Annotated in this window: 20 protein-coding genes and 1 pseudogene; 10 read left to right on the plus strand and 11 right to left on the minus strand. The window is 56.2% G+C overall.

Annotated elements, in window-relative coordinates; all coding sequences use genetic code 11:
- Nucleotides 1–26: 26 nt before the first annotated feature.
- Nucleotides 27–416, minus strand: coding sequence for a hypothetical protein (locus tag AC1RM7_RS18605; RefSeq protein ID WP_024575744.1), 390 nt, complete (start codon nucleotides 414–416; stop codon nucleotides 27–29).
- A 134-nt stretch (nucleotides 417–550) separates the two neighbouring features.
- On the opposite strand from AC1RM7_RS18605, the gene AC1RM7_RS18610 reads away from it, so the two are divergent.
- Entirely contained in the window at nucleotides 551–1,462 is a 912-nt protein-coding gene (locus AC1RM7_RS18610; protein WP_024575743.1) for a cation diffusion facilitator family transporter, read from the plus strand.
- Between the two features lie 132 nt (nucleotides 1,463–1,594).
- Here the strand turns inward: AC1RM7_RS18610 and AC1RM7_RS18615 are convergent, their stop codons facing one another.
- From AC1RM7_RS18615 to AC1RM7_RS18640, 6 genes are all read right to left on the minus strand, one after another.
- Nucleotides 1,595–2,356, minus strand: coding sequence for a class I SAM-dependent methyltransferase (locus AC1RM7_RS18615; RefSeq protein ID WP_492943909.1), 762 nt, complete (start codon nucleotides 2,354–2,356; stop codon nucleotides 1,595–1,597).
- Nucleotides 2,241–3,284 (minus strand): arsenic resistance protein, encoded by a 1,044-nt coding sequence (locus tag AC1RM7_RS18620; protein WP_492838872.1) that lies wholly within the window; start codon nucleotides 3,282–3,284, stop codon nucleotides 2,241–2,243. Before AC1RM7_RS18620 ends, AC1RM7_RS18615 begins: the two co-directional genes overlap by 116 nt.
- Nucleotides 3,285–3,449: 165 nt before the next feature.
- On the minus strand, nucleotides 3,450–4,436 hold the full coding sequence (locus AC1RM7_RS18625) for a L,D-transpeptidase family protein (protein ID WP_024575740.1): 987 nt from the start codon (nucleotides 4,434–4,436) through the stop codon (nucleotides 3,450–3,452).
- Between the two features lie 46 nt (nucleotides 4,437–4,482).
- On the minus strand, nucleotides 4,483–4,968 hold the full coding sequence (lspA, locus tag AC1RM7_RS18630; protein WP_492838869.1) for a signal peptidase II: 486 nt from the start codon (nucleotides 4,966–4,968) through the stop codon (nucleotides 4,483–4,485).
- 25 nt (nucleotides 4,969–4,993) lie between these two features.
- A complete protein-coding gene (locus tag AC1RM7_RS18635) occupies nucleotides 4,994–5,743 on the minus strand; it encodes a cytochrome c biogenesis CcdA family protein (protein WP_492838867.1) in 750 nt (249 codons plus the stop codon).
- Between the two features lie 124 nt (nucleotides 5,744–5,867).
- Complete coding sequence (locus AC1RM7_RS18640) at nucleotides 5,868–8,396, minus strand: heavy metal translocating P-type ATPase (RefSeq protein WP_492838865.1); 2,529 nt, start codon at nucleotides 8,394–8,396, stop codon at nucleotides 5,868–5,870.
- Between the two features lie 68 nt (nucleotides 8,397–8,464).
- On the opposite strand from AC1RM7_RS18640, the gene AC1RM7_RS18645 reads away from it, so the two are divergent.
- Nucleotides 8,465–8,869, plus strand: a complete 405-nt coding sequence (locus AC1RM7_RS18645) for a MerR family transcriptional regulator (RefSeq protein ID WP_029659689.1) — start codon at nucleotides 8,465–8,467, stop codon at nucleotides 8,867–8,869.
- A gap of 84 nt (nucleotides 8,870–8,953) precedes the next feature.
- Here the strand turns inward: AC1RM7_RS18645 and AC1RM7_RS18650 are convergent.
- Both AC1RM7_RS18650 and AC1RM7_RS18655 read right to left on the minus strand, forming a co-directional pair.
- Nucleotides 8,954–9,268 (minus strand): annotated as a pseudogene (locus tag AC1RM7_RS18650) (efflux RND transporter permease subunit); the annotation flags it as partial.
- Between the two features lie 730 nt (nucleotides 9,269–9,998).
- On the minus strand, nucleotides 9,999–10,823 hold the full coding sequence (locus AC1RM7_RS18655) for a hypothetical protein (protein WP_492838863.1): 825 nt from the start codon (nucleotides 10,821–10,823) through the stop codon (nucleotides 9,999–10,001).
- A gap of 212 nt (nucleotides 10,824–11,035) precedes the next feature.
- On the opposite strand from AC1RM7_RS18655, the gene AC1RM7_RS18660 reads away from it, so the two are divergent.
- Entirely contained in the window at nucleotides 11,036–11,347 is a 312-nt protein-coding gene (locus tag AC1RM7_RS18660) for a hypothetical protein (RefSeq protein WP_492838861.1), read from the plus strand.
- A 140-nt stretch (nucleotides 11,348–11,487) separates the two neighbouring features.
- Entirely contained in the window at nucleotides 11,488–12,228 is a 741-nt protein-coding gene (locus AC1RM7_RS18665) for a flagellar hook-basal body complex protein (protein ID WP_492838859.1), read from the plus strand.
- 93 nt (nucleotides 12,229–12,321) lie between these two features.
- Here AC1RM7_RS18665 and AC1RM7_RS18670 read toward each other — a convergent pair whose 3' ends face one another.
- Complete coding sequence (locus tag AC1RM7_RS18670) at nucleotides 12,322–14,367, minus strand: carbohydrate porin (protein WP_492838857.1); 2,046 nt, start codon at nucleotides 14,365–14,367, stop codon at nucleotides 12,322–12,324.
- A gap of 426 nt (nucleotides 14,368–14,793) precedes the next feature.
- Here AC1RM7_RS18670 and AC1RM7_RS18675 point away from each other — a divergent pair, with 426 nt between their 5' ends.
- The 6 genes from AC1RM7_RS18675 to terL all read left to right on the plus strand — a co-directional run bounded on the left by AC1RM7_RS18675 (nucleotide 14,794) and on the right by terL (nucleotide 19,528).
- Complete coding sequence (locus AC1RM7_RS18675; RefSeq protein WP_492838855.1) at nucleotides 14,794–15,132, plus strand: hypothetical protein; 339 nt, start codon at nucleotides 14,794–14,796, stop codon at nucleotides 15,130–15,132.
- Nucleotides 15,133–15,329: 197 nt separating this feature from the next.
- Complete coding sequence (locus AC1RM7_RS18680; protein ID WP_425991799.1) at nucleotides 15,330–16,007, plus strand: hypothetical protein; 678 nt, start codon at nucleotides 15,330–15,332, stop codon at nucleotides 16,005–16,007.
- A 69-nt stretch (nucleotides 16,008–16,076) separates the two neighbouring features.
- Nucleotides 16,077–16,280 carry a hypothetical protein gene (locus tag AC1RM7_RS18685; protein ID WP_492838852.1) on the plus strand — a complete coding sequence of 68 codons (204 nt, stop codon included), beginning with the start codon at nucleotides 16,077–16,079 and terminating at the stop codon, nucleotides 16,278–16,280.
- A 92-nt stretch (nucleotides 16,281–16,372) separates the two neighbouring features.
- Nucleotides 16,373–17,701: a site-specific DNA-methyltransferase gene (locus AC1RM7_RS18690; protein ID WP_492943910.1), complete on the plus strand. Its 1,329-nt coding sequence runs from the start codon at nucleotides 16,373–16,375 to the stop codon at nucleotides 17,699–17,701.
- A 4-nt stretch (nucleotides 17,702–17,705) separates the two neighbouring features.
- Entirely contained in the window at nucleotides 17,706–18,128 is a 423-nt protein-coding gene (locus AC1RM7_RS18695) for a DUF5681 domain-containing protein (RefSeq protein WP_425991801.1), read from the plus strand.
- A gap of 5 nt (nucleotides 18,129–18,133) precedes the next feature.
- Entirely contained in the window at nucleotides 18,134–19,528 is a 1,395-nt protein-coding gene (gene terL / locus AC1RM7_RS18700; protein ID WP_425991803.1) for a phage terminase large subunit, read from the plus strand.
- A 149-nt stretch (nucleotides 19,529–19,677) separates the two neighbouring features.
- Here terL and AC1RM7_RS18705 read toward each other — a convergent pair whose 3' ends face one another.
- The gene (locus AC1RM7_RS18705) at nucleotides 19,678–20,247 is read right to left on the minus strand and encodes a hypothetical protein (protein ID WP_425991805.1); all 570 of its coding nucleotides are present in this window, start codon (nucleotides 20,245–20,247) and stop codon (nucleotides 19,678–19,680) included.
- Nucleotides 20,248–20,430 lie beyond the last annotated feature (183 nt).

Consider the following 20,430-nt stretch of genomic DNA (forward strand, 5'->3'; position numbering starts at 1 on the left):
AGAGAGCCGCGTCGCTACGACAACGTTCAGATCAGATTTTTGGGGGGTGGCGTGTCGAGCCGGGGGTGGTCTTCGACCAGGAGCGTCGGTTCCCTGAATCGTGGCCCAATAAGCTGAGCCGAAGGAGTAGCAACCCGGGCCAGGACCGGCACTAAAATCGGTGCATAGACTTGACAATACTCACCGCCGGCGGACAATTTTTCGGAGTTTCCGTCGTCGAGACCGTCCGTTGCCAAACTCGCTTCAAGCGCAATCGTTGTTGGAATGACCTTGAAACCTGTGATCGTTTCGTTCACATGCGCGGTCGCATGGGCCAGTCCAACAAAAAGATAAACGAACGCCAGGAACATCACCAGCGCCGGGCGAATGCGCAGCGCTCGTTGATCAAATAGATTCCGGCTGGCCCGATGTTCCATATGGTCCGAATAGCAAATTCCGTTACTGAACACTATCACAAAGTGCCTGAAATCAGCTTCTCGAGTTTGATTTTCACCCGAAACTACCCTAGCGGTGGTTCAGTCAGTCGATTGCGACACTTTGAGGCACATACATGGGTGAAGGTCATTCGCACGGAGGAGCTATCCCATCGGCGGCTGGCCGACACCGGAAACCTCTCTATATCGCGCTCGCGCTGACCTTGACTTACATGACCGCCGAAATCGTCGGCGGGATTTGGACCGGAAGTCTTGCGCTGATCGCCGACGCCGCGCACATGGGAACCGACGCCGGCGGCCTAGCTCTGGCGTTGTTTGCGATTTACTTCGCCCAGAAGTCCACAACTCCACAAAAGACGTATGGCTATCTGCGCACTGAAATCCTCGCCGCATTGACCAATGCCGTGGTGCTGTTGCTCCTGACGGTTTACATTCTTTATGAGGCTTACAAACGATTTCTGTCGCCGCCCGAAATTCTCAGCGGACCGATGCTTGCCGTCGCGGCGGTCGGCCTTGTCGTCAATCTCATCAGCATGAAGCTGCTTTCGGCTGGTTCTTCGGAAAGCCTCAACGTCCAGGGTGCCTATTTCGAGGTGCTCAGCGATATGCTCGGTTCGCTGGGGGTGATCGCCGCCGCCCTGATCATCATGTACACCGGCTGGACCTTGGCCGATCCCATCATCGGCGCCGGCATCGGCCTGTTTATCGTGCCCCGAACCTGGACGCTGTTGAAGCAAGCCGTCCATATCCTGATGGAGGGGGTTCCGGTCGAAGTTGATGTGCCTTCACTTGAAAAGGCATTGCTGGAAATTCCCGGTGTGACCGCCATTCATGATTTGCACGTCTGGACCATTACATCCGGAACGGATTCATTGACCGGCCACGTGGTTGTCACCGACATGAAAGACGCACGGGCAATCCTGATGAACGCAAAGGCCGTTCTCGAGGAGAAATTCAAGATCGATCATGTGACGATTCAGATTGAGGACGAGGAAATGCGAACGGCCGAGCCTGTGCTGCGCATCTGAAGCTGTCCTGTCGGTCCCCGACCTACACGAAGTTGCCTGCCGCCGGTTCAGCCATTGCATCAGTCTGATTCCGGAATGCTGGCGAAAATTTAAACCAAATAGAGAGTTAAAAATATTCGGCACCGCAACGGCTCAGTTGCGGCGTGCGCAGATTATGGCGATGCGGCCGACCATCTCGGAAACGGTGTTCACGCGACGCACACCATCAAACCCTGTCTTCTTGATTAAGTTCAACCAACTGCCGTCGAGATGGGACTTCGCGGTCTCAGAGCCGAACAAATAGCCGGTGCCGCGAAGTGCGTGGATCTCTCGCGGGTGCAGCGGTTGGTCGAAGTCGGCAATGTGCAGTGTACCGCCGTGCCGCAATACTCGCCTCATTTCCTTGAGGAGGGCAACCTTATCACTCAGCCGTAAAGGATGCAGCGCGAGCGATAAGATCACGTTGTCGAATGATGCAGCACGGCAATTGATGCAGTGCTGATTCCCGTGCAAAAGCTCGAGATTGCTTAAGGCGTTGCGGACGCTCGTGTTTAATCCCGCAGGCTGTACGGCAGAAAAATGTACTGCGGGATACTGACGTGCAAGCACCTCGCACAAGCTGCACCCCTCCGCGCTCACCTCCAGGACTCGCTCGCCTGAACGTAGCGCGGCCTCCTGTATTAGTGGCTCCCGCCAGTTTCGCGCCCGAATCGTTAACCGGTAGCCCCATTTACATACGAACATGAGCAAGCGAACGCGCACCGAACTCATAAGTGATGAACGGCAAGTTATAGGCATGTCAGTGTGACCGCGTACGTGACTGTCTGTGTTTGCCACTATCCGTTCGCATCTGTTCAAGTTTGGCCGCGACGGACAATGACTGGGCCGGACCGAGTTTCCCGATGAAGCGAACATAGAGTAGTTCGCTGACCAGCTCGACAAGCGTCTGCGCTACAATGACGGCAGGCAATACCGGGACTGCGCCGGGTATTGCAAATGCAATTGGTAGCACCACGAGCGAATTCCGTGTAGCAGCACTGAAGGCAACTGATCGGCCGGCCGGCGCATCGAGACGGAACAGTCGCCCAATGCTCCAACCGATCAAGGGCGCGGAAATTGCGAACGCTACATAAATTGGGAGCACGTGCAACACAGCATTCATTGCCGACCCAAGCCGCGGCACCACGGCGGCGGTGACCACGAACAGGACAAGCGCTGTCGCCGGCACCGCCAGCATCCCCAACACCGTTGACACCCGAGTAATGGCGTTGCTGCTCGCAGCCCATAACTGCACGACGGCAGCGAGAACGAGAGGAACAGCAATCAACCACACGAATGCATGGACGAACGGCCCGAACTGCACGAGACCGGCGGCATCTTCTCCGAGCAACAGACCAAGATAAATCGGTAGCAGCAGCATTTGCAGAATAAGCAGGGCCGGTGTCGTCGCCAGCAACAAATGGGCATCGGCTCGGCCCAGATGTGAAAACGTCACGACGTAATCGATGCAAGGAGTGAGCAGCACCAAGAGCACACCAAGTCGCTCCATAGAGCCAGCAGGGAGGAGTTGAACAAGCGCCGCTACGAGAAGCGGAACGGCGATGAAGTTCGCGATGAGCAGAGCTGCGAGGAAATCGAGCCGAGCGAAATGTTGTCTGAGGTCTGCAAGCGGTACCTGTAGAAAGGTCACGAACAGCATCAGTGCGAGCGCAGGATTGACACTGGCCTCAAGAGTAGTCGTGCCAGGGAGAAGCAAGGCGCTTATGCCTGCCACCACGACGGTACCAAAATAAATACCGATTTGCCGGTTCTCCAGAATAACCTTGATACTTCGAGTGTCCATTCTCTCTCGCATTGGCTCGTTATGAAGCGGAATCGGAAACCTTCTTTGGCCAGCCGCCGCACTTTTCAGCGGCTTGAATTTTCACGCTCCTTAATGCCGTGCAGCTGACCGTGCTCGCTTCGCGACCTCCCCAAATTCCCATCTCAACGCTCGTAAAGTAATATGTTATTGGATTGGCATTTCTAGCGGCTCTCCCTTTAGCGCCTCCAGCCGACTGACCTCGGCGACGTTGAAGCTCGCATATGATGAGGGTGCCGCGTCCAATAAGCGCCGATAACTTTTGTGCATGTCTCCATCGAGATAAACGCGTTTGAATGCACCAGTACCGGCGCGCACGAGCTGAGCTACCTGTTGGGTGTCGTTGCGTTGCTTTTCCTCAACAAGTGCCGCTGTTTCTGGTTCATACACCAATTCCGGGCAGGGCCGAGAGGCGCGAAGCGGGCCCCGAGGCGCGCTCGCATTGAAAACGTAATTCCCGCCGCACGCGTCAACTGTGGGCTCGTGACGCACAACCTCGAAATGATCCGAACCTTCCTTCAGGTTCTTCCAAAACGCAAAATTCGGATCGGCACGGTATTTGGCCAGATTCTCAGCTGTCATGCGAAACGGTAATGCTTGAACTTGGATGCCCTTTTGGCCACCGGCGAACGCCTCCCGCGCAAGCGCATATATTTCAGCCATCCCGTCATTCGTCATCGCGTAGCATCCGCTCGAAGTGCATTCACCATGCACCATCAAATGACGTCCAGATCGACCGTGCGCCCGATCGACCTCGTTCGGAAATCCCAGATCGAATGAAAGAAAGAGCTCCGAGCGAGGGTTCATTTGCTTAGGCGTAACGAGATAAAATCCTTCGGGGGCCTGACGGTCTCCTTCCCGATTTTTCGGACCTAACTGGCCGGACCATCGACAAATGCCGTACGTCTTCAGCAAAGCGTAACGGCCGCTGCTCTCGCGTTTCCACACTTCAAGTTCATTTTCCTGTTTGAAGATGCGCACCAAGATCGGGTCTGACGAGGTCATTCCCTTGGCCTGCATGTCTGACAATAAGACCGTGGGTATCGACCGCAGATGCTTAGCAGCGTCAAATTGAGGCGTCGAACATCCCAGGAGAAGGACTGAAACCATAAGTGTGGCGATGATCTTCGACAATTCGAACTCCGAAGCGTTATAGAGTGCAAGCCGTGCTTACAAAGCATCAGCGTTCTTCTTGTGTGCTTGCCGTGTTGGCCCTGCCCGGTTGTGTGACGAAATGCAACATCAGCAGAGATGTTCCGCAGACGATCCCGACGTCGGCCATGTTGAAGGCCGGCCAGTGCCAATTCCCGAGATGAAAATCCAAAAAATCAGGTACGGCACCGCGCCGTAAGCGGTCCGTGGCATTCCCGAGCGCTCCACCGACGATCAAGCCGATGGCAACGCGCACGAATGGGACGTTAGCGCGACCCAGCCAGACCAAAAGGGCTGCGGACATCGCGATCGCGAATGCCACGAAAATCCACGCCGGAACGCCAAGGCCTCCAAACAGCCCGAAGCTGACTCCGGTATTCCAGCCCAGCACTACGTTAAAAAACGGCGTGAGGTCGATTACAGTTGGCGAATCCATGAGATGATTGAGTATCCACCATTTGGTGGCTTGGTCTATGATGTACCACGTTGCAGCCACCGCCAATGTTGCTCGCATTATCACACTCCACCTGCGCGCCTGCTCAGCCGATTTGACCCAGCATCGGAAACGTTTCGAAGAACCAGATCGCAACGTCAGTGAGATGACCGGTAATCATTGCAACCCCCATAGCGATCATCACGAATCCGGCAATCAACTGCAAAATGCGACCGGCGCGTCCAAATTTTCCCAAGCGTCCGACAAATCTGCTGGAAAAAAGCGCCGCCAGAACGAACGGCAACCCAAGGCCGAGAGAGTAAATGGCAAGCAGCGCCACACCGCTCGCGCCGGAGGAAGACGAAGCCGCGACTGCAAGGATTGCGCCAAGGACCGGACCAATGCAGGGCGTCCATCCAAACGCAAATGCAGTACCGAGGAGATAGGCAGAGACCGGCCCTGTTCCCGGCCGTGCGATTTGCACGCGCGTGTCGCGCTCGATCCAAGCAGGACGCCAGAGGCTTGTCGTAAAGATACCAAACAGAATTACCAGTAGACCGCTAAGTATATTGATTTCGTATCGGTAAACTGCGAGCACCAAGCTCAAGGCGTTGGCGCCGGCACCAAGTGCTACAAAGATCGTCGTAAATCCGAGGACAAAGCATACACTCAAAAACAGTACGCGAAGCTGCTGCCGAGCCGGGACCGATTGATCGCCGTCCGCCGGTGGGAGGCTTTGACCTGCGACATATGAGATGTATGCCGGCACCAGGGGAAGGACACACGGCGATAGGAACGAGACCGCTCCGGCCGCGAACGCCGTAACAATGCCGACGACGGAAAGGTCAAGCGTCATCGGTGTATGCCCAACAAATAACTCATCAACTCAAGAACTTTCATCCGCCAGCTTATTTCAGTGAGAGCACACCGTTCCGCCTCTGCAGTCAGAGGCAATCGGCCACGGCTATTCGTCGATGGATTTACGTCTGAGCTGACTGATCGCGGCTTAATAGTCGGAGCCCGTTCAGCACGACCAGCAGCGAGGCTCCGACATCGGCTGCGATAGCACCCCATAGGGACGCCCATCCGACGATCGTCAGACCCGTGAACAGTAACTTGACGGCAAGCGAAAAGCCGATGTTTTGCCGGACGATCGCCAAGGTGGCCTTGGAATGACGAATGAGCCAAGGCAGCCGCGATAAATCGTCCTGCATGAGGGCAATATCTGCAGTCTCAATGGCGGCGTCAGACCCGATTGCTCCCATAGCGATGCCAACGTTTGCGCGTGCCATCGCGGGAGCATCGTTTACGCCATCTCCAATCATCCCGACATGGCCGTACCGCGCAACCAACCTTTCAACAGACTCGACCTTCTGTTCGGGCAAGAGCTCCGCGTGCACCTCATCGACGCCAGTTTCCCGCGCAATCATTTCGGCAGTGGCCTTGTTATCGCCAGTCAGCATCACGACGCGCTCGATACCTGCCGCGTGTAGGTCGGCCACAATACGCTTGGCCTCGGGTCTCACCGCGTCAGCGACGGCAATCAGGCCCCAGATCTCGCGGTCATCGCCAACGCCGATAACGGTGCGCCCAGCACTTGCAAGAGCATCGGCCGCTTGAAGCGCCTCGGCCGAATTCGAAAGCCTATCATGTTCTTCAATAAAGCGACGAGACCCTAACCAAGCTTCTTGCCGGCCGATGCGTCCTACGACACCTTTGCCGCGCACTGCCTGAACGCCATTGGCGGGGACCGCCGCAATGCCGGCTTCGGCCGCTTTTTCGAGTATCGCGTGGGCCAAAGGGTGCTCACTGCGAGCTTCAAGGGCAGCCGCCAACTTCAGCAGTTCGCCCTCGCTGTGATTGTTGAAGGTGACGAGTTCGACGACCTTGGGGCGTCCTTGCGTCAGCGTGCCGGTTTTGTCCATGGCTATTGCCTTGAGCTTCGACGGTGTCTCAAGGTGCACGCCGCCTTTTACCAGCACGCCTTGTTTTGCGGCACCAGCCAGAGCCGCCACGATGCTGACCGGAGTGGAGATGACGAGCGCGCAGGGGCACGCGATGACAAGAAGAACCAGGGCGCGATAAAACCATACGTCCCATGCTCCGCCGAATATAAGCGGCGGAATGACCAACACCGCCACCGCAAGCCCCATGACGCTCGGCGTATAGATTCGGGCAAAGCGTTCGACCCATTGCTCGGAAGGCGCGCGGCGGCTTTGCGCGGAGCCCACCATTTTGATGATGCGGGCGAGCGTGGTGTCTTCCGCGCCCTTTGTGGTTTCGATTTCCAGCGCACCTTCGCCATTGATGGTTCCGGCGTAGACCACAGAACCTTCCGATATCGAGACGGGGACGCTTTCGCCGGTGATGGGAGCTTGGTTCACTTCGCTTGCACCGGTCAGGACGATTCCGTCGAGCGGAATTTTATCGCCAGGCCGTACAACGATGTGAGCACCGATTGACACCTCCGCAACAGGAACTTCCTTCTCCATTCCGCTTGCAAACTTCACGCGCGCGACGGCCGGAGCCAGTTCCATCAGCGCTGCTACGGCCCGACGCGCGCGCCCAAGGCTCCACGCCTCCAGCGCCAGGGCAAGCGCGAAAAAGAATGAGACGGTGGCCGCCTCGAACCATTGGTGAATGGCAACAGCGCCCGCGACGGCAATGACCATCAGCAAATTCATGTCAGGCCGCAGACGTCGCGCGGAAAGTAGGGCCTTCGGCGCGACATATCTGATGGCACAGACGACAGCCAGCGCATACGCCAGGATGGCGGCGATTGGAGCAGGTGCGAACACCCCAGGAGTTTCACTGAGCGCGGCAAGCACGCTTCCCGCGGACGAAGCATGAATGGCAAAGCCAAGTGCGGTCAGAATTCCGCTGGCTGCCGTTAGGAGCGATTGGGTGCGACGCCTTCGATCTTCGGCAAGAGCACCTTCAGTCTTCGGGCCTTCAATCCACTGTTCCGCACGCATGCCAGTCCGCGCAACAGCCTTCTCGATGCTTGCCAGCATAGCTGCATCGGGATTACCGCTCACGGACATCCGGCCGTTGACCAGGTCGAATACAAGCCTGTCCTCGCCGACCAACAGTCCGACTTCGCGCTTGAGAGCGGCGACTTCGTCTCCGCAATCCATGCCATGGATCTTGAACACCACTCCGTCTGGGGCTGCGGCAGGTACGGGCGCGGTGAATGCAACGTCGTCGCCGGCGCAGCCGGTGCAAGCGGCGTCCGTCGCCGACACACTCAATGGCAGCTTCTGGTCACGTAACAATTCCGCGACCATTCCAGTGGTTGCGACGGCAACTAGAATGTCATCAATTGCCGGAGAAACACCCGGCGCAACATCCATACGACCTGCCTTCGTGTCAAAGGAGAGGTTGTCTTCGCCACCCACGAGCGGACCAACCGCGCTCTTGAGTTGACGGGCCTCGTTTTGACAATCGAGGCCTATCACGCGGAAAGAGAGCTGATGGGTCAGCCGACTCGGCACGGAAAGATCTGTCATTTGTCACCTCGACTTTCTCGACGTGACTGCTCATATAAACCCTGTAGCAACTAGAGGGTCAAGGGCGCATGTCCGTGCAAGTCTTAAAAATCGGCGACCTCTCCAGGGCAACCACCACCAAGGTCGAGACGATACGGTACTATGAGAACATAGGCCTTCTCCCCGCGCCCAGTCGCACGGCAGGGAATTTCCGATCATACGCTCCGGAGCATCTAGTCAGACTAAGCTTCATACGCCGCGCAAGAGAGCTGGGCTTCACATTGGACCAAGTACGTAACTTGCTCGACCTTTCCGACGAAAAGCGGCGATCTTGTGAATCTGTAGACGCAATCGCCCGAGAACATCTCAGACAGGTAGACCGTAAGATCGCCGACCTAAAGGCCCTCCGGGCCGAGTTGGATAGCGTGATCAATCAGTGCAGGTGCGGAACGATTGCTGATTGCCGCATCATCGAAGCGCTAGGACCCTCGTAGGCGCCCACGTAGAGACTTCGAATCGATGCCTTAATCAGAATGGCTGCAGACAGCTCTCATAAGAAATTTACAACAGCCGCCGTCTTAGAGATGAGGGAAAGAACAATGCGATGTACTTCGTGTTGCAATTCCGTTGGATGGGGGGTGAAGTCGTTCGTCGCTCGCGTTTTCACGCCGGAACAAAACGTAGAGCGCGGGCAGGACGACAAGCGTGAGTAATGTCGATGAGATAATTCCACCGATGACCGCGGTCGCAAGCAGCCGTTGTACGTCAGCGCCGGCGCCGGTTGCGATCGCCATCGGCACGAAACCCAGCGATGCGACGAGTGCCGTCATGAGTACAAGCCGCAACCTCGTCAGCGCCCCCTCTCGGACGGCATCGATCAGGGCATGTCCTTCTTGCGCAGCTTTCGATGAAGGTGATGGACGTTGCCGACACTGATTCCATATCGCGACAGCGTCTGCCGATTGAGCTTGACGGTCAGCAACGGCAATCCGGACACTTGCGGATCTCCTCCCAGACTGCCGCCGATCGAATGAGCGAATGATGAATGGATCCGGCATGCCTTGTTCAGAATCGCGCCGCGACAATGAGCATATAGCCCCATTTACATACGAACATGAGCAAGCGAACGCGCACCGAACTCATAAGTGATGAACGGCAAGTTATAGGCATGTCAGTGTGACCGCGTACGTAACTGTCGGTGCTTGCTAGTATCCGTTCGAACCTGTTTAGGTTTGGCCGCGACGGACAATGACGGGGCCGGACCGAGTTTCCCGATGAAGCGAACATAGAGTAATTCGCTGACCAGATCGGCAAGCGTCTGCTCCAATGCCGGTTTCGCGCGGTCCGACACTATCCGTTCGGCGACGGATATCCTCCAGACTGCCGCCGCTTGAATGAATGATGAATGGATCCGCCATCCTTTGTTCAAAATCGCGGTGCGACAATTGAGCGTAATGCAGGCGCGCGGCTCACCATAAAAGGGTCCTACCATTCTGACTATGGTTGCGCTGAAGCGCCGACTTGGCGCCAGGTTACGGCGGAGTCGGTTCTGCGCATCTGAAACTGGCCTGCCGGCCCCCGACCTGCACGAAGTCGCCTGCCGCCGGATCGACCATTGCGATATCACGGGCCGGCGACGGGCCGGTTGGCAAGATTCTCATCTTTATATCCGTCCAATTTATCTCCGAACTCGCGTAGCAGGAACAGACTGACATCGTCGAGCGAGTCATGATCTTTGCGGAACGGCTGCTCAAGCGTCTCGATGAGATAAAGCGCATATACAAACATATAGGATATAAAGCCAAAAATCAGCGCTGTACCGGGCGAGCCTTCAGTCTCCAAGAACAGCAAAAGCAGCACGATAGCTGCAACCAACGTCTTCACCAAGATGTACACGGAAGGCACAAATTGCATGCTTTGAATGTGATAGATTCGGAAGACGCATCTGCGCAGTTGATCCTGCTGGCCGCGCAGTCGCACGATGAAATTCGCCGGCATGCCCAAAATATCCATTTGCGCAATCATCGGAGTGAGCTTGTCGATTTCGAGAATGGCTGGCCGCAGATCCTTGTGGGCTCCCTCGTGTCCAAGCCCCCTCTGCAAGACGGTCAGGATGTTCCCGAGTATCGTTCGCAGCGGACCGACTTTGAAATCCGGGCACTTCTCGGCGAAACAGACAGCGTCGTCATGGATTGCCTCCAATGCCACGCGAATGTCGGCCGGCAATCGCTCAGATTCTTTGTAGTCAGAAAGAACGCCCGACAGCAGAAAGCCGATGATGAAGATTGCGCCACCGATTGCGCTGGTCAACAGCGTGCTCAGCGTCACGAATTCGAACTGCATCCAGTGAACAAACACCTTGATGGCGCTGATCGCGACGACCAATCCCGCCACGAGGAAGAATAACTTAAGCTTCTTCAACTCGTGATGCTCGTTGATCCATTTCATAAGGCGGACCTTTTGCGATCGAATGAGACTTTATAACGGCCAATCTCATTCGAGCAAAGAGGGGAACCTTCTGTGGCGTACGTTTGGCCACACGTAGGCACTGAAGGAGTGATCGCTATACCGTACGGGAATTGATTTGGCACGCAGGATGTGACAAAGTTTATGTCTCTTGCGGGATTCATGATTGCTATCGACCGAAAGGGAACGTTGCCATGAAAACCATCATCACGATTGCGGCTGGCGTTATTCTTTTGAGTGGCGTCGCAGCCGTAACTCCCGCAGCGGCCTTACCGGCCTCCGGGACCGCCATAGATGCGCGAACTATTGCTGCGAGCGAGCAAGTGCAGCCGGTTCACATGCGCCGGCATCGTCATCATAGACACCACGCGCATCGACGTTATCGCGTTAATCCTTATTACGGCTATGGATACGGTTACGCACCACCTGTAATCATACCCTTTGGCTTTGGGCATCACGGCGGACACCATTTCGGTGGCCATGGCGGACACCACGGCCATCACTGAGTTCGCAGAGCGCGCCTGGATTCCGGAACCGAGTGGTGAGAGCTGGCCGTGCACCCAAGATGTCGCATTGCGCTACGTCGCGAAGGCGGCATCGTAGCAAGCTGTACGCTTGATTTGATTCGCCGTGAAAAGGGGCCGCCGTGGGAGAGACCACGCTTATCCATCTTTCGCGCCTGATGGTTCTCAGGCGTCAGCTCGACGTCGCGGCAAATAACATTGCGAACGTCGAAACTACCGGCTTCCGTGCTCAGCATCTTTCCTTTCAAGAGTACCTCAAACCAGAAAACAATCAGGTCGTCGGCGTCAAACCCGAACGTCCCGTCTCTCTGGTCGATGCTGCATTTGGATTTACGGCGGATTCGCCGGGGGCGCTGCAGATCACAACGAACCCGCTCGACCTGGCGATCAACGGAAATGCCTATTTCGTCGTTCAAACCCCTCAGGGAGAGCGATACACCCGAGACGGATCATTCAGTCTTGATAAATCGGCCCGGCTGGTCACCATGGAGGGCCACACAGTTCAAGCTGGAAATGGCGCAGTAACAGTGCCCGCCCAAGCTGGCAGCATCAGTATCGACGCAAGCGGGCGGATTTCGACCAAGCTGGGCGAACTGGACCGGTTGCGACTGGTCCAATTTCCAGAACGCGGCAATCTGCATGCGGTCGGCGGAAATCTGTTTCGATCGGACTCCGCACCGGCTGCAATTTCGGATGGCTCTGCGAAGGTACTGCAGGGTATGGTAGAAAAATCCAATATCCAGCCAACCGTCGAGATAAGCCGACTGGCCGAAATCAACAAAGCTTACGAAATGGTGAGCAAGTTATTGAAAAGCTCACAGGACGTGACTGAGTTAAACAGGCTGGCTGATGTACCCGATTAGTCAGGCCTGAACTGACGTCGGCCGGTCTGCTTTTGACTGCGCACTTTCAAGCATGCTGAAACTTGTGTGCTTCTTCGTCGGGGCACGACGACGTCAAAATTCTCCGCGCAGACGGCCTGAGAACACCGACACCGGGCCGCGATCCGCATTGTAAGCGGGGTTGGCGATGAATTGATAGTCGGCAGTTGCCGTGATCTGCTTGTTAACGGCCAATGCGTAATAGATCTCAAGAATCTTCTCCTGTCGGTAATTGATTTGCCCGTCACCGATCAGCACGCCGAGGCCGCCGGCCGCGACAAAGTCGCGATGGTCCTTCGATAGGGCATTGAACGCGCCGCCGATCCCGATGACGTCGTCCGGCCGGCCCCATGACGTTCCCTTGATCGACGTGCCGAACGACAGGCTGGCGTCGATGTCGGTGAAAACCATGATTTCAGTCTTGCCATCGTTCCAGCTCCACCTTCCGAACACGCCGATATCGCTAGTGATCGCCTGCTCGACGTTGAACACGTAGCCGTATTTGATCCGCCCGCGGCGCGTCTGGCTGATGTCGAGATTGAGCGCCGGATCGTTCAATGTGTCCCGGTAACCGCCGGAATAGGCACTGTTGAGCCAGGCGATGGTGCGGAATTTCCCCGGCTGCGAAAACAGCGAATAGCGCGTTTCGAGCTCGAGGATGTAGTTGCCGCGCTGAAACACCTTCATGTCGAAATTGCCTGAGTTCGATTCCGAAACCATCAGGAAATAACCCGCGCGCAGCGCCCAGTATCTCTGGTTCAGTTCGGCCGTCACGCCATATGTCAGGCCGACCTTGTCGGCGGAATAGTCGAACGCGCCCGGCGCCCATATCGACCAGTTCATAAAGTCCTTGCGGGGATCCTTGGCGTAGGCATTGCCGTCGAACACATCGGGCACAGCGAACTTTCCGGCCTGTACTGTCAGCCGTGAGACGTCCGCTTTCCCCGCGAGTTGACCGGGGCCGCTGGGCAACTCTTCCTGCTTGCCGCCGAAGCCGAATGTCTGGCGCAGGTAAAATCGCGACGGGTTGAAGCGCGGATAAGGGAAGTTCGATTTTTGCGCCTCGCCGCTGGTAAAGCCGGCGACGCCGACGGTATTGCTGAGGCCGAAGCCCTGAAGCAATTCAGGGTTGAAGTAGACTTCGCCGCCGTCCCACAGCCGGGCATTCAGATAGAGGCTGTTGCTCCATGTCGCCTGCGACTGGCGGCTGGGCGTCAGGCTGTTCGTGCCCGTGTAGGGCGCATGAAATCCGGGATAGCCCTGCGACAGGTAGGTGGTCTGTCCGTGGATTTCCCAAATGTCCGATGACGGCGCGGTCCTTGCCGCTACTGGCTGCGATCCCGTGCTCCCCGGCCAATCGATCTTGCGGTTCAGGCCGATGCGAAGCGTCTGGAAATCCAGTGCCGAGGCATTGCGCGCTCCCGACGGCAACCGGACGTCGGCCGGTCCGAAATCGTAATAGAGATACTCCAGCCGCGCCGACCAGAGCGGATCGATGGCATATTCGAATCCGGCCCCGGCAGCCCAGCCGGTGCGACGCTGGATGCTTTTCTCTTCCAGTCCGCCCGACAGGTCACTGGCAAACCGTGTGCCCTGCCAAGCGAATCCACCAGTCGCATAAACCATCCATGAAGGTCGGGCATAACCGAGGCGCGCGCGCACGGAGCCGACGTAATCCATTTTCTCCGTCAGGCCAGCCTCCGCAGATCTTGGGGACGACACCACCGCGTTAGAGTTGATGTAGTTTGGAAACGTGATGTCGGCCTCGACGCCGAGCAAAACCCGCGAGGGCAAGACGACATTATATCCGGCCTGCACACCGCCGTTGATGCCGCTATAGGAGTGGGAAAGCGCCGACGGCAGCGGATCGAACAGCGTCGCGCTGGTGCGCCCCCAGCCGTACCCCATATGAGCGCCGATATAGGGGCCGGTCCAATCGAAGTAAGTTTCAATGCGCGGCGCTTTTACCGTCATAGCACCAGGCTGGTCGGCCGCCAGCGCACCCTCGAACGACAGCGCCCCGAGCGCGATCCCGGCGAGCAGACTTTTAAAGATATTCGCGCCGCGACGCGGCTCGCCGATGACGTTTTGGCCTCGCAGCGTCATAAAAAATGTCGCCATTCTAAGTTGTCAGAGCTACTTGCGAATGACTATCAAATACTTGTTGCGAATAACTTGCAACAAGATTCTTGCGAAATGGATAGCAACGAGCTCAGGCATGTACCCGGCTACCGGAAGCCGCGCGTAGCGTCGGCTCGTCCGAAACTAGTAGGCGTCAACGGCCTGGGGTTGTTGGTTCTAAGCGGCACGGAGAGCGTCTCAAAATCTGAGACGTCTATACCGGTCCCTTTATCGGAGGCTGACGGGCTTTTAGAGAAAGACACAAGGGGCAACATCATCGCAGTTAACCTCGTCAACCCAGCGATGGGTTCATCGATATGAATGAATGTTCAAGGGCTTATCGCAAATTTAATCTGGAGAGCTGGAACGGATATCTCCCATCGTAATTATTGCTCCACATGACATGTATTTGGAGTCAGGAAAGAAATGAAAGAACTAGCTATCGCATTTGCCGTCGGTGCAGCGGCGCTCCTCGGCGGTTCCGCCGCCAATGCAGCAGACAACTCGGTGAAGGCGCAGGCTGCAACCCACACTGCGCAAATTAATGAGTTCAGTTCGCAGCATCGGCGTCATCGTCATCACTCACGCCATAGACACGTTCGCCCTTACGGTGGGGGCTACGGCTACTATGCTCCGCAGGCTTACTATGCCCCACAGCCTTATTATTATGGCGGTGGACCGAGCATCGGATTTGGTTTCGGAGGCGGACATTTTGGCGGACACCATGGTGGTCATCACGGCGGACACCACTGGGGCCACCACTGAAAACTGGAGAAGCAAAAAGCCCGCAGAAGTGCGGGCTTTTTAGTGCAGGTTTCATCCCCTAAAACACTCATCCATCATTACGCGAAAAAACCCACGGATCGGATCTGATTGCAGCCGCACCGGAACGGGTCACTCTGCACTTGACATAGATACTCCGAGCTCACCAACCTGAGAATCTTGGGTACGCGAGGCTCGACATGACAGTCCACATCAATCTTAGCGACCGGAAACCTTACATGCTTTCTGTTGCGGACGCGGTCGCGGCGCTCAGCGACGAAGCAGGCTTTCAATCCGGCGATCAAGCTAGGATAACATGTGGCGATTTAACGCTGCCATCGGGCGAGGCTGTCACTCTCACTGGACTTCTATTTGAGCGCGGTAATCGCCACGTTTACACAGTTTGGTTGCGCAGCTCAAAAATATGCCGTGCCAGATATCGGTCGGAGTCGATTGATTTCGAAACCGTTGAGTTGGCGGACGCCATGGTTGACAGCGATGTTAATGTGACCCTGATCGACGGCAGGGTTATCCGAGCAGTTCAAATTACTCCGGCGAAGTTGCCGTACAAAACCACCGAACGTGATTGGCAGATCGTCCATCAGACGATTTCATCGGCGGAAGCGGAGGATCGGTGTTACGCTCTTCCGGCCGGTTCTCAAGGGCCTGACTTCATTGCGATGGCGCGCGAATTGAACCTTCTCAATTACAGTGCTCTTCGAGACTTGGACAATGTTCCGTATCTGAAGGTAATACAGGGCGACCTGCTCAAGCATAATCCGAACAGCAAGGTTGTATCGGAGCAAAAGATCTCCGACACCTTGAGCAAGTTTGGAATTCGTCACAAAAGGGCGCGCCCCCGCCGTGCCACAATTTGAGTTTGATCAGCGCGGCTGACAACGACATCCCGTGTGACATCATTAGCTTCCATGCAATGGAGGCATACAATGTCCACGATTTTTGTCACAGTTTCTAAGCGTGCGATTGAGGATATGAAACGTCGGGCGCGTGAAGCGGCCGATCGCGGACCGTTGGAAGGAATCGTTGACGGTCCACAGCGGCTCAGTGTGTTGAAGCGCTTTTTGGCCAAACCAAAAGCGAACAGGCAAGCCCGCCGCCGGCGTACAAAAGCCTCGGAAAACCGATCTTAAATCTTGCCACAATCTCACATTGATCGCGATTGATGCGTTCAGCAAAAAAATGATGGATGTAAGAGCTCCCTTCGAAATGAAAGGAGCTCACTGTGACCCACGACCGCGTCGTCATGACGCTTGTACGCTCATTGCGAGCGCCCAAACGTAAAACAAGAACGCACTCAAAAAAGCAAATCCGACAAATCGCAAACCTAGTCCTTTGTTACGGTTGGACCTATCCAATTTTGATCGATGAGGACGGCACCATTATTTGCGGCTATGGCCGCTATCTCGCCGCGCTCGAACTCGGGCTTAAGGAAGTGCCGACAATAATCATGTCGGGCCTAAGCAACGCCAAGAAGCGCCTCCTTACTATAGCGGACAACAAGATCCCGACGAACGCGGGATGGGATTATCCGGTTCTTGCAGCGGAGCTCGGCGAGCTCGCGGTTCTGCTTCCTGAATGTCAGCTCAATATCGAACTCACCGGCTTTGAGACTGCTGAGATTGACAACTTGATGAGCGATCACCTCGACTCTGAGCGTGAGCCTGGCGATGCCGTACCCGAGATAGAAGCCAAGGCCGTCAGTCGGACGGGTGATTTATGGACGCTGTCCAAACATCGTCTGTTGTGCGGGGATTCCAGAGAGCCCGGGCACGTCAGAAAGCTGATGGGCACCGCCCGAGCTGCCATGGTGTTTACGGACCCACCTTACAATGTTCGAGTTAGCTCCGTTCAGGGTCGCGGCAAAATCAAGCACCGCGAGTTTGCCGCAGCTTCCGGCGAGATGTCGCGCGCCGAGTTCACTGAATTCCTTACCAGCTGGATGCACTTGGCCGCTCGGTATTTAGAGGACGGTTCAATCGTCTTCTGCTGCATGGACTGGCGGCACGTTGGCGAGTGCCTTGCGGCCGGCGAAGAAGCTTTCACTGAGCTCAAAAACATAATCGCTTGGGTCAAAACCAACGCTGGGCAAGGCAGCTTCTACCGCTCCCAGCATGAGCTAATCCTTGTGTTCAAGAACGGCACTGGCCGCCACCAGAACAATATCGAACTCGGCAAGTTTGGCCGCTCCAGATCGAACGTCTGGGAGTACGCCGGCGTCAATACGTTCCGCAAAGATCGCCTCGCCGAGCTGACCGTTCACCCAACGGTCAAACCCGTTGCCCTGGTGGCCGACGCCATGCGGGACTGTTCGCGTCGTGGCGACATTGTGCTCGATCCTTTTATGGGATCCGGCACCACCATTCTTGCCGCCGAAAAGGTCAGCCGACGCGCCTACGGCATCGAAATCGATCCTTTGTACGTCGACGTTGCTATCCGCCGTTGGCAGGAATTCACCAAGCGCGACGCGGTTCTCGTGGCCACCGGCCAGACGTTCGACGAGGTGACCGCCGAGCGATCCGCTTCCCCTGCTCTCAAACGCGTAAGGATCTAACACAATGGCTTCGATCCCAAAAATTGAGCGTGTCTTCCGCAAGCGGGTGCGGCTGAAGTCGAGCGACGAAGATGTCGGCTACGGCAAGCCGCCAAAGGCAAATCAATTCAAGCCCGGAAAAAGCGGCAATCCAAAAGGCCGACCCAAGGGCGCCAAAAGTGAGGCCACCATTTTGGTAGGGCTATTGAATCGCAAAATCGAAATCCGCCAGAACGGCAAGGTTCGCAAGATCACCATATTGGAGGGAATTTTTCATAAGCTCGCAGAGGATTCACTCAAGGGCAACACCAAGAGCGCAGCCTTCGTGTTGAACCGTTTGGCTGCAATCGCATCGACAGACAGCACAGAGACTGAGGTCAATCCGGACGACAAGGCGGTGCTTCATGCTTACCTGAGCAAATTCCGATCGAATCCCGATAAGGAGTGAACACAGTGAAGGATCAAGATCTTCTGCACTCCATTCTGCGCAACGACTTCGAAAGCTTCCTCCATCGCTGCTTTCTCATGCTCAATCCGGGTGCTGAGTACCTGCCGAATTGGCACATCAAGGCGATTGCGCACCAGCTTCAGCTCATTCGAGAGGGCAAGGTCAACCGTCTAATCCTCAACATGCCGCCGCGGTACTTAAAGTCGCTTACGGTGTCGGTGATTTTGCCGGCATTTTTGCTAGGCCATGAACCTCAGTTGCGGATCTTTGGCGTGAGCTACAGCAATGATCTCTCGGCCAAACACGCAGCCGACTTCCGGGCGATTGTTCAGTCCGCTTGGTATCGAAAAACGTTTCCGACGATGCGCGTCGATCGTATTGCGGATTCCGACGTCTTCACCACCAGACGCGGCTTTCGCCGGTCAACTTCCGTTTCGGCAACGCTGACGGGCCTCGGCGGTGACATCATCATTCTGGATGATCCGCAAAAGCCAGTAGATGCGCAATCCGACACGCTGCGTAATTCCCTGAACCAGTGGTTCACGAATACCCTGCTCTCGCGGCTCGACAATAAAGCGACGGGCGTCATCATTCTGGTCATGCAGCGGGTTCATCTTCACGACCTGACGGGATTTCTGGTCGAAAATTCCAAGGACTGGAAGGTCCTCAGCCTGCCTGCCATTGCCGAGGTCGATGAGAAAGTGGAGATCGGTGAAGGGCAGTTCCACGCGCGCCGCGCCGGCCAAGCTCTTCATCCCGCGTACGAGACTCTCGCAACGCTGGAAAAGCTTCGCACCGAAATGGGTTCCGGAATCTTCGGCGCCCAGTATCAGCAATCTCCAGTTCCCGACGGCGGCGGGATGATCAAACGTGATTGGCTGCGCTACTACGATCAATTGCCGGAACGCAGCTATCGAACCAAAGTCATTCAATCGTGGGACACGGCCGCCAAGGTCGGTAGCCAGAACGACTGGTCAGTCTGCACGACATGGTTGTTGGTAGATAAACACTTCTATCTGATGGACGTCACAAGGGGACGTTATGAGTATCCCCAGCTACGCGCCACTGCGATTGCGCTCGCGCAACGATACGACCCACTCAAAATACTGGTTGAGGATGCATCAACCGGTATCGCTCTGGCTCAAGAGCTTAAGCAAAGCGGTATCTACACGGTCATGCCCGTGCCCATCGAGCGCGATAAGCAAGGCCGCCTGTTCGTGCACCAAGCCAAGTTTGAAGGTGGTCTCGTGCTGTTTCCCCGGAAAGCGCCTTTCTTGGCGCAGCTCGAAACCGAGCTTCTGACCTTCCCGCAGGGCAAACACGATGATCAGGTCGATAGTCTCAGCCAAGCGCTTTCGTACAAGGGCGGCTATGATACGACGCTATCTTGGGTGGGGTGAATGCGCGATCAAATGGTTGATATGCGCAGCAACGCGATGTTCGATGTTGCATCAAGCTGATTAGCGCCCAACAGAGTCCGCCTTCTAGGAAGGCGCGAATCGATACGAACATCGCTCGCTCGTAGCGCGAGGAGGGCGAGGTTGTGCGACTAGAGCTTGCGGATCGATGAGAAACGCATGGTGAAGACCGGGCTCTTCATCGATCCAGCGATAGTCACGCTTTGCTCTCCCACGCAGTCGAGGTTCGACGGAAAGAACCCGCCCGAGAACCTCACGGTGTCGCCACGCTTCATTGCGGCGAGAGACTTGAAAAACTGGGTATCTGGGTCAATCAGGGTCTTATCAGAATAGTCCGATATGGCGTTATTCCAGGTTGAAACTTGCAAGCCGGGCGCAAGTTCAAGGGTGATCACGCCTTTGCCATCGCCGTTGGTAGAGAGATAGGCGACTTTACCGATCCATCCCGAGGCGCTCTGGCCTTGGAGAGCGCTACAAATCGTCTTCTGCCTGGCATTGCGCATTCCGCCTGCGGCCAATTCATTCGGAGCCGATGTGAACTTGGATCGTGCCTGCGTGATGGCGGCTATGAAGCGGGCCTGATCGGATGGCAGAGGGACGCTCGGAGCCGGTGGCACCGCACTCCGGCCACCGCCGACAAGTGCTCCGACGACGATAAATCCCAGTGCGCAGCCCAAGGCCGCCTTGATCACAATATTCATCAACAACTCCCAACTTTTGCTTCGTGTGCCCGTCCGCCGCGCCTCGAAAGCCCGACTTGGGTGGGTCAGCACATCGCTTCCCGTGGGGTAGAAGTCCACGAGGACTAGGGCCATCGGTGCCACTATCGCCAACCTCAGTTAATATAATCCTATTTTGGGATAATCCATTTTCAGGATCAAATT

The organism is Afipia sp. GW822-FHT03D08, from assembly GCF_058801645.1.

Bases quoted from the DNA above. Each gene is read 5' to 3' on its own strand.
- AC1RM7_RS18620 (WP_492838872.1), bottom strand. From the start codon at position 3,284: ATGGACACTCGAAGTATCAAGGTTATTCTGGAGAACCGGCAAATCGGT.
- AC1RM7_RS18615 (WP_492943909.1), bottom strand. From the start codon at position 2,356: ATGTTCGCTTCATCGGGAAACTCGGTCCGGCCCAGTCATTGTCCGTCG.
- AC1RM7_RS18605 (WP_024575744.1), bottom strand. From the start codon at position 416: ATGGAACATCGGGCCAGCCGGAATCTATTTGATCAACGAGCGCTGCGC.
- AC1RM7_RS18705 (WP_425991805.1), bottom strand. From the start codon at position 20,247: ATGAATATTGTGATCAAGGCGGCCTTGGGCTGCGCACTGGGATTTATC.
- AC1RM7_RS18610 (WP_024575743.1), top strand. From the start codon at position 551: ATGGGTGAAGGTCATTCGCACGGAGGAGCTATCCCATCGGCGGCTGGC.
- AC1RM7_RS18695 (WP_425991801.1), top strand. From the start codon at position 17,706: ATGGCTTCGATCCCAAAAATTGAGCGTGTCTTCCGCAAGCGGGTGCGG.
- lspA (WP_492838869.1), bottom strand. From the start codon at position 4,968: ATGCGAGCAACATTGGCGGTGGCTGCAACGTGGTACATCATAGACCAA.
- AC1RM7_RS18675 (WP_492838855.1), top strand. From the start codon at position 14,794: ATGAAAGAACTAGCTATCGCATTTGCCGTCGGTGCAGCGGCGCTCCTC.
- AC1RM7_RS18685 (WP_492838852.1), top strand. From the start codon at position 16,077: ATGTCCACGATTTTTGTCACAGTTTCTAAGCGTGCGATTGAGGATATG.
- AC1RM7_RS18640 (WP_492838865.1), bottom strand. From the start codon at position 8,396: ATGACAGATCTTTCCGTGCCGAGTCGGCTGACCCATCAGCTCTCTTTC.
- AC1RM7_RS18655 (WP_492838863.1), bottom strand. From the start codon at position 10,823: ATGAAATGGATCAACGAGCATCACGAGTTGAAGAAGCTTAAGTTATTC.
- AC1RM7_RS18680 (WP_425991799.1), top strand. From the start codon at position 15,330: ATGACAGTCCACATCAATCTTAGCGACCGGAAACCTTACATGCTTTCT.
- AC1RM7_RS18645 (WP_029659689.1), top strand. From the start codon at position 8,465: ATGTCCGTGCAAGTCTTAAAAATCGGCGACCTCTCCAGGGCAACCACC.
- AC1RM7_RS18670 (WP_492838857.1), bottom strand. From the start codon at position 14,367: ATGGCGACATTTTTTATGACGCTGCGAGGCCAAAACGTCATCGGCGAG.
- AC1RM7_RS18660 (WP_492838861.1), top strand. From the start codon at position 11,036: ATGAAAACCATCATCACGATTGCGGCTGGCGTTATTCTTTTGAGTGGC.
- AC1RM7_RS18635 (WP_492838867.1), bottom strand. From the start codon at position 5,743: ATGACGCTTGACCTTTCCGTCGTCGGCATTGTTACGGCGTTCGCGGCC.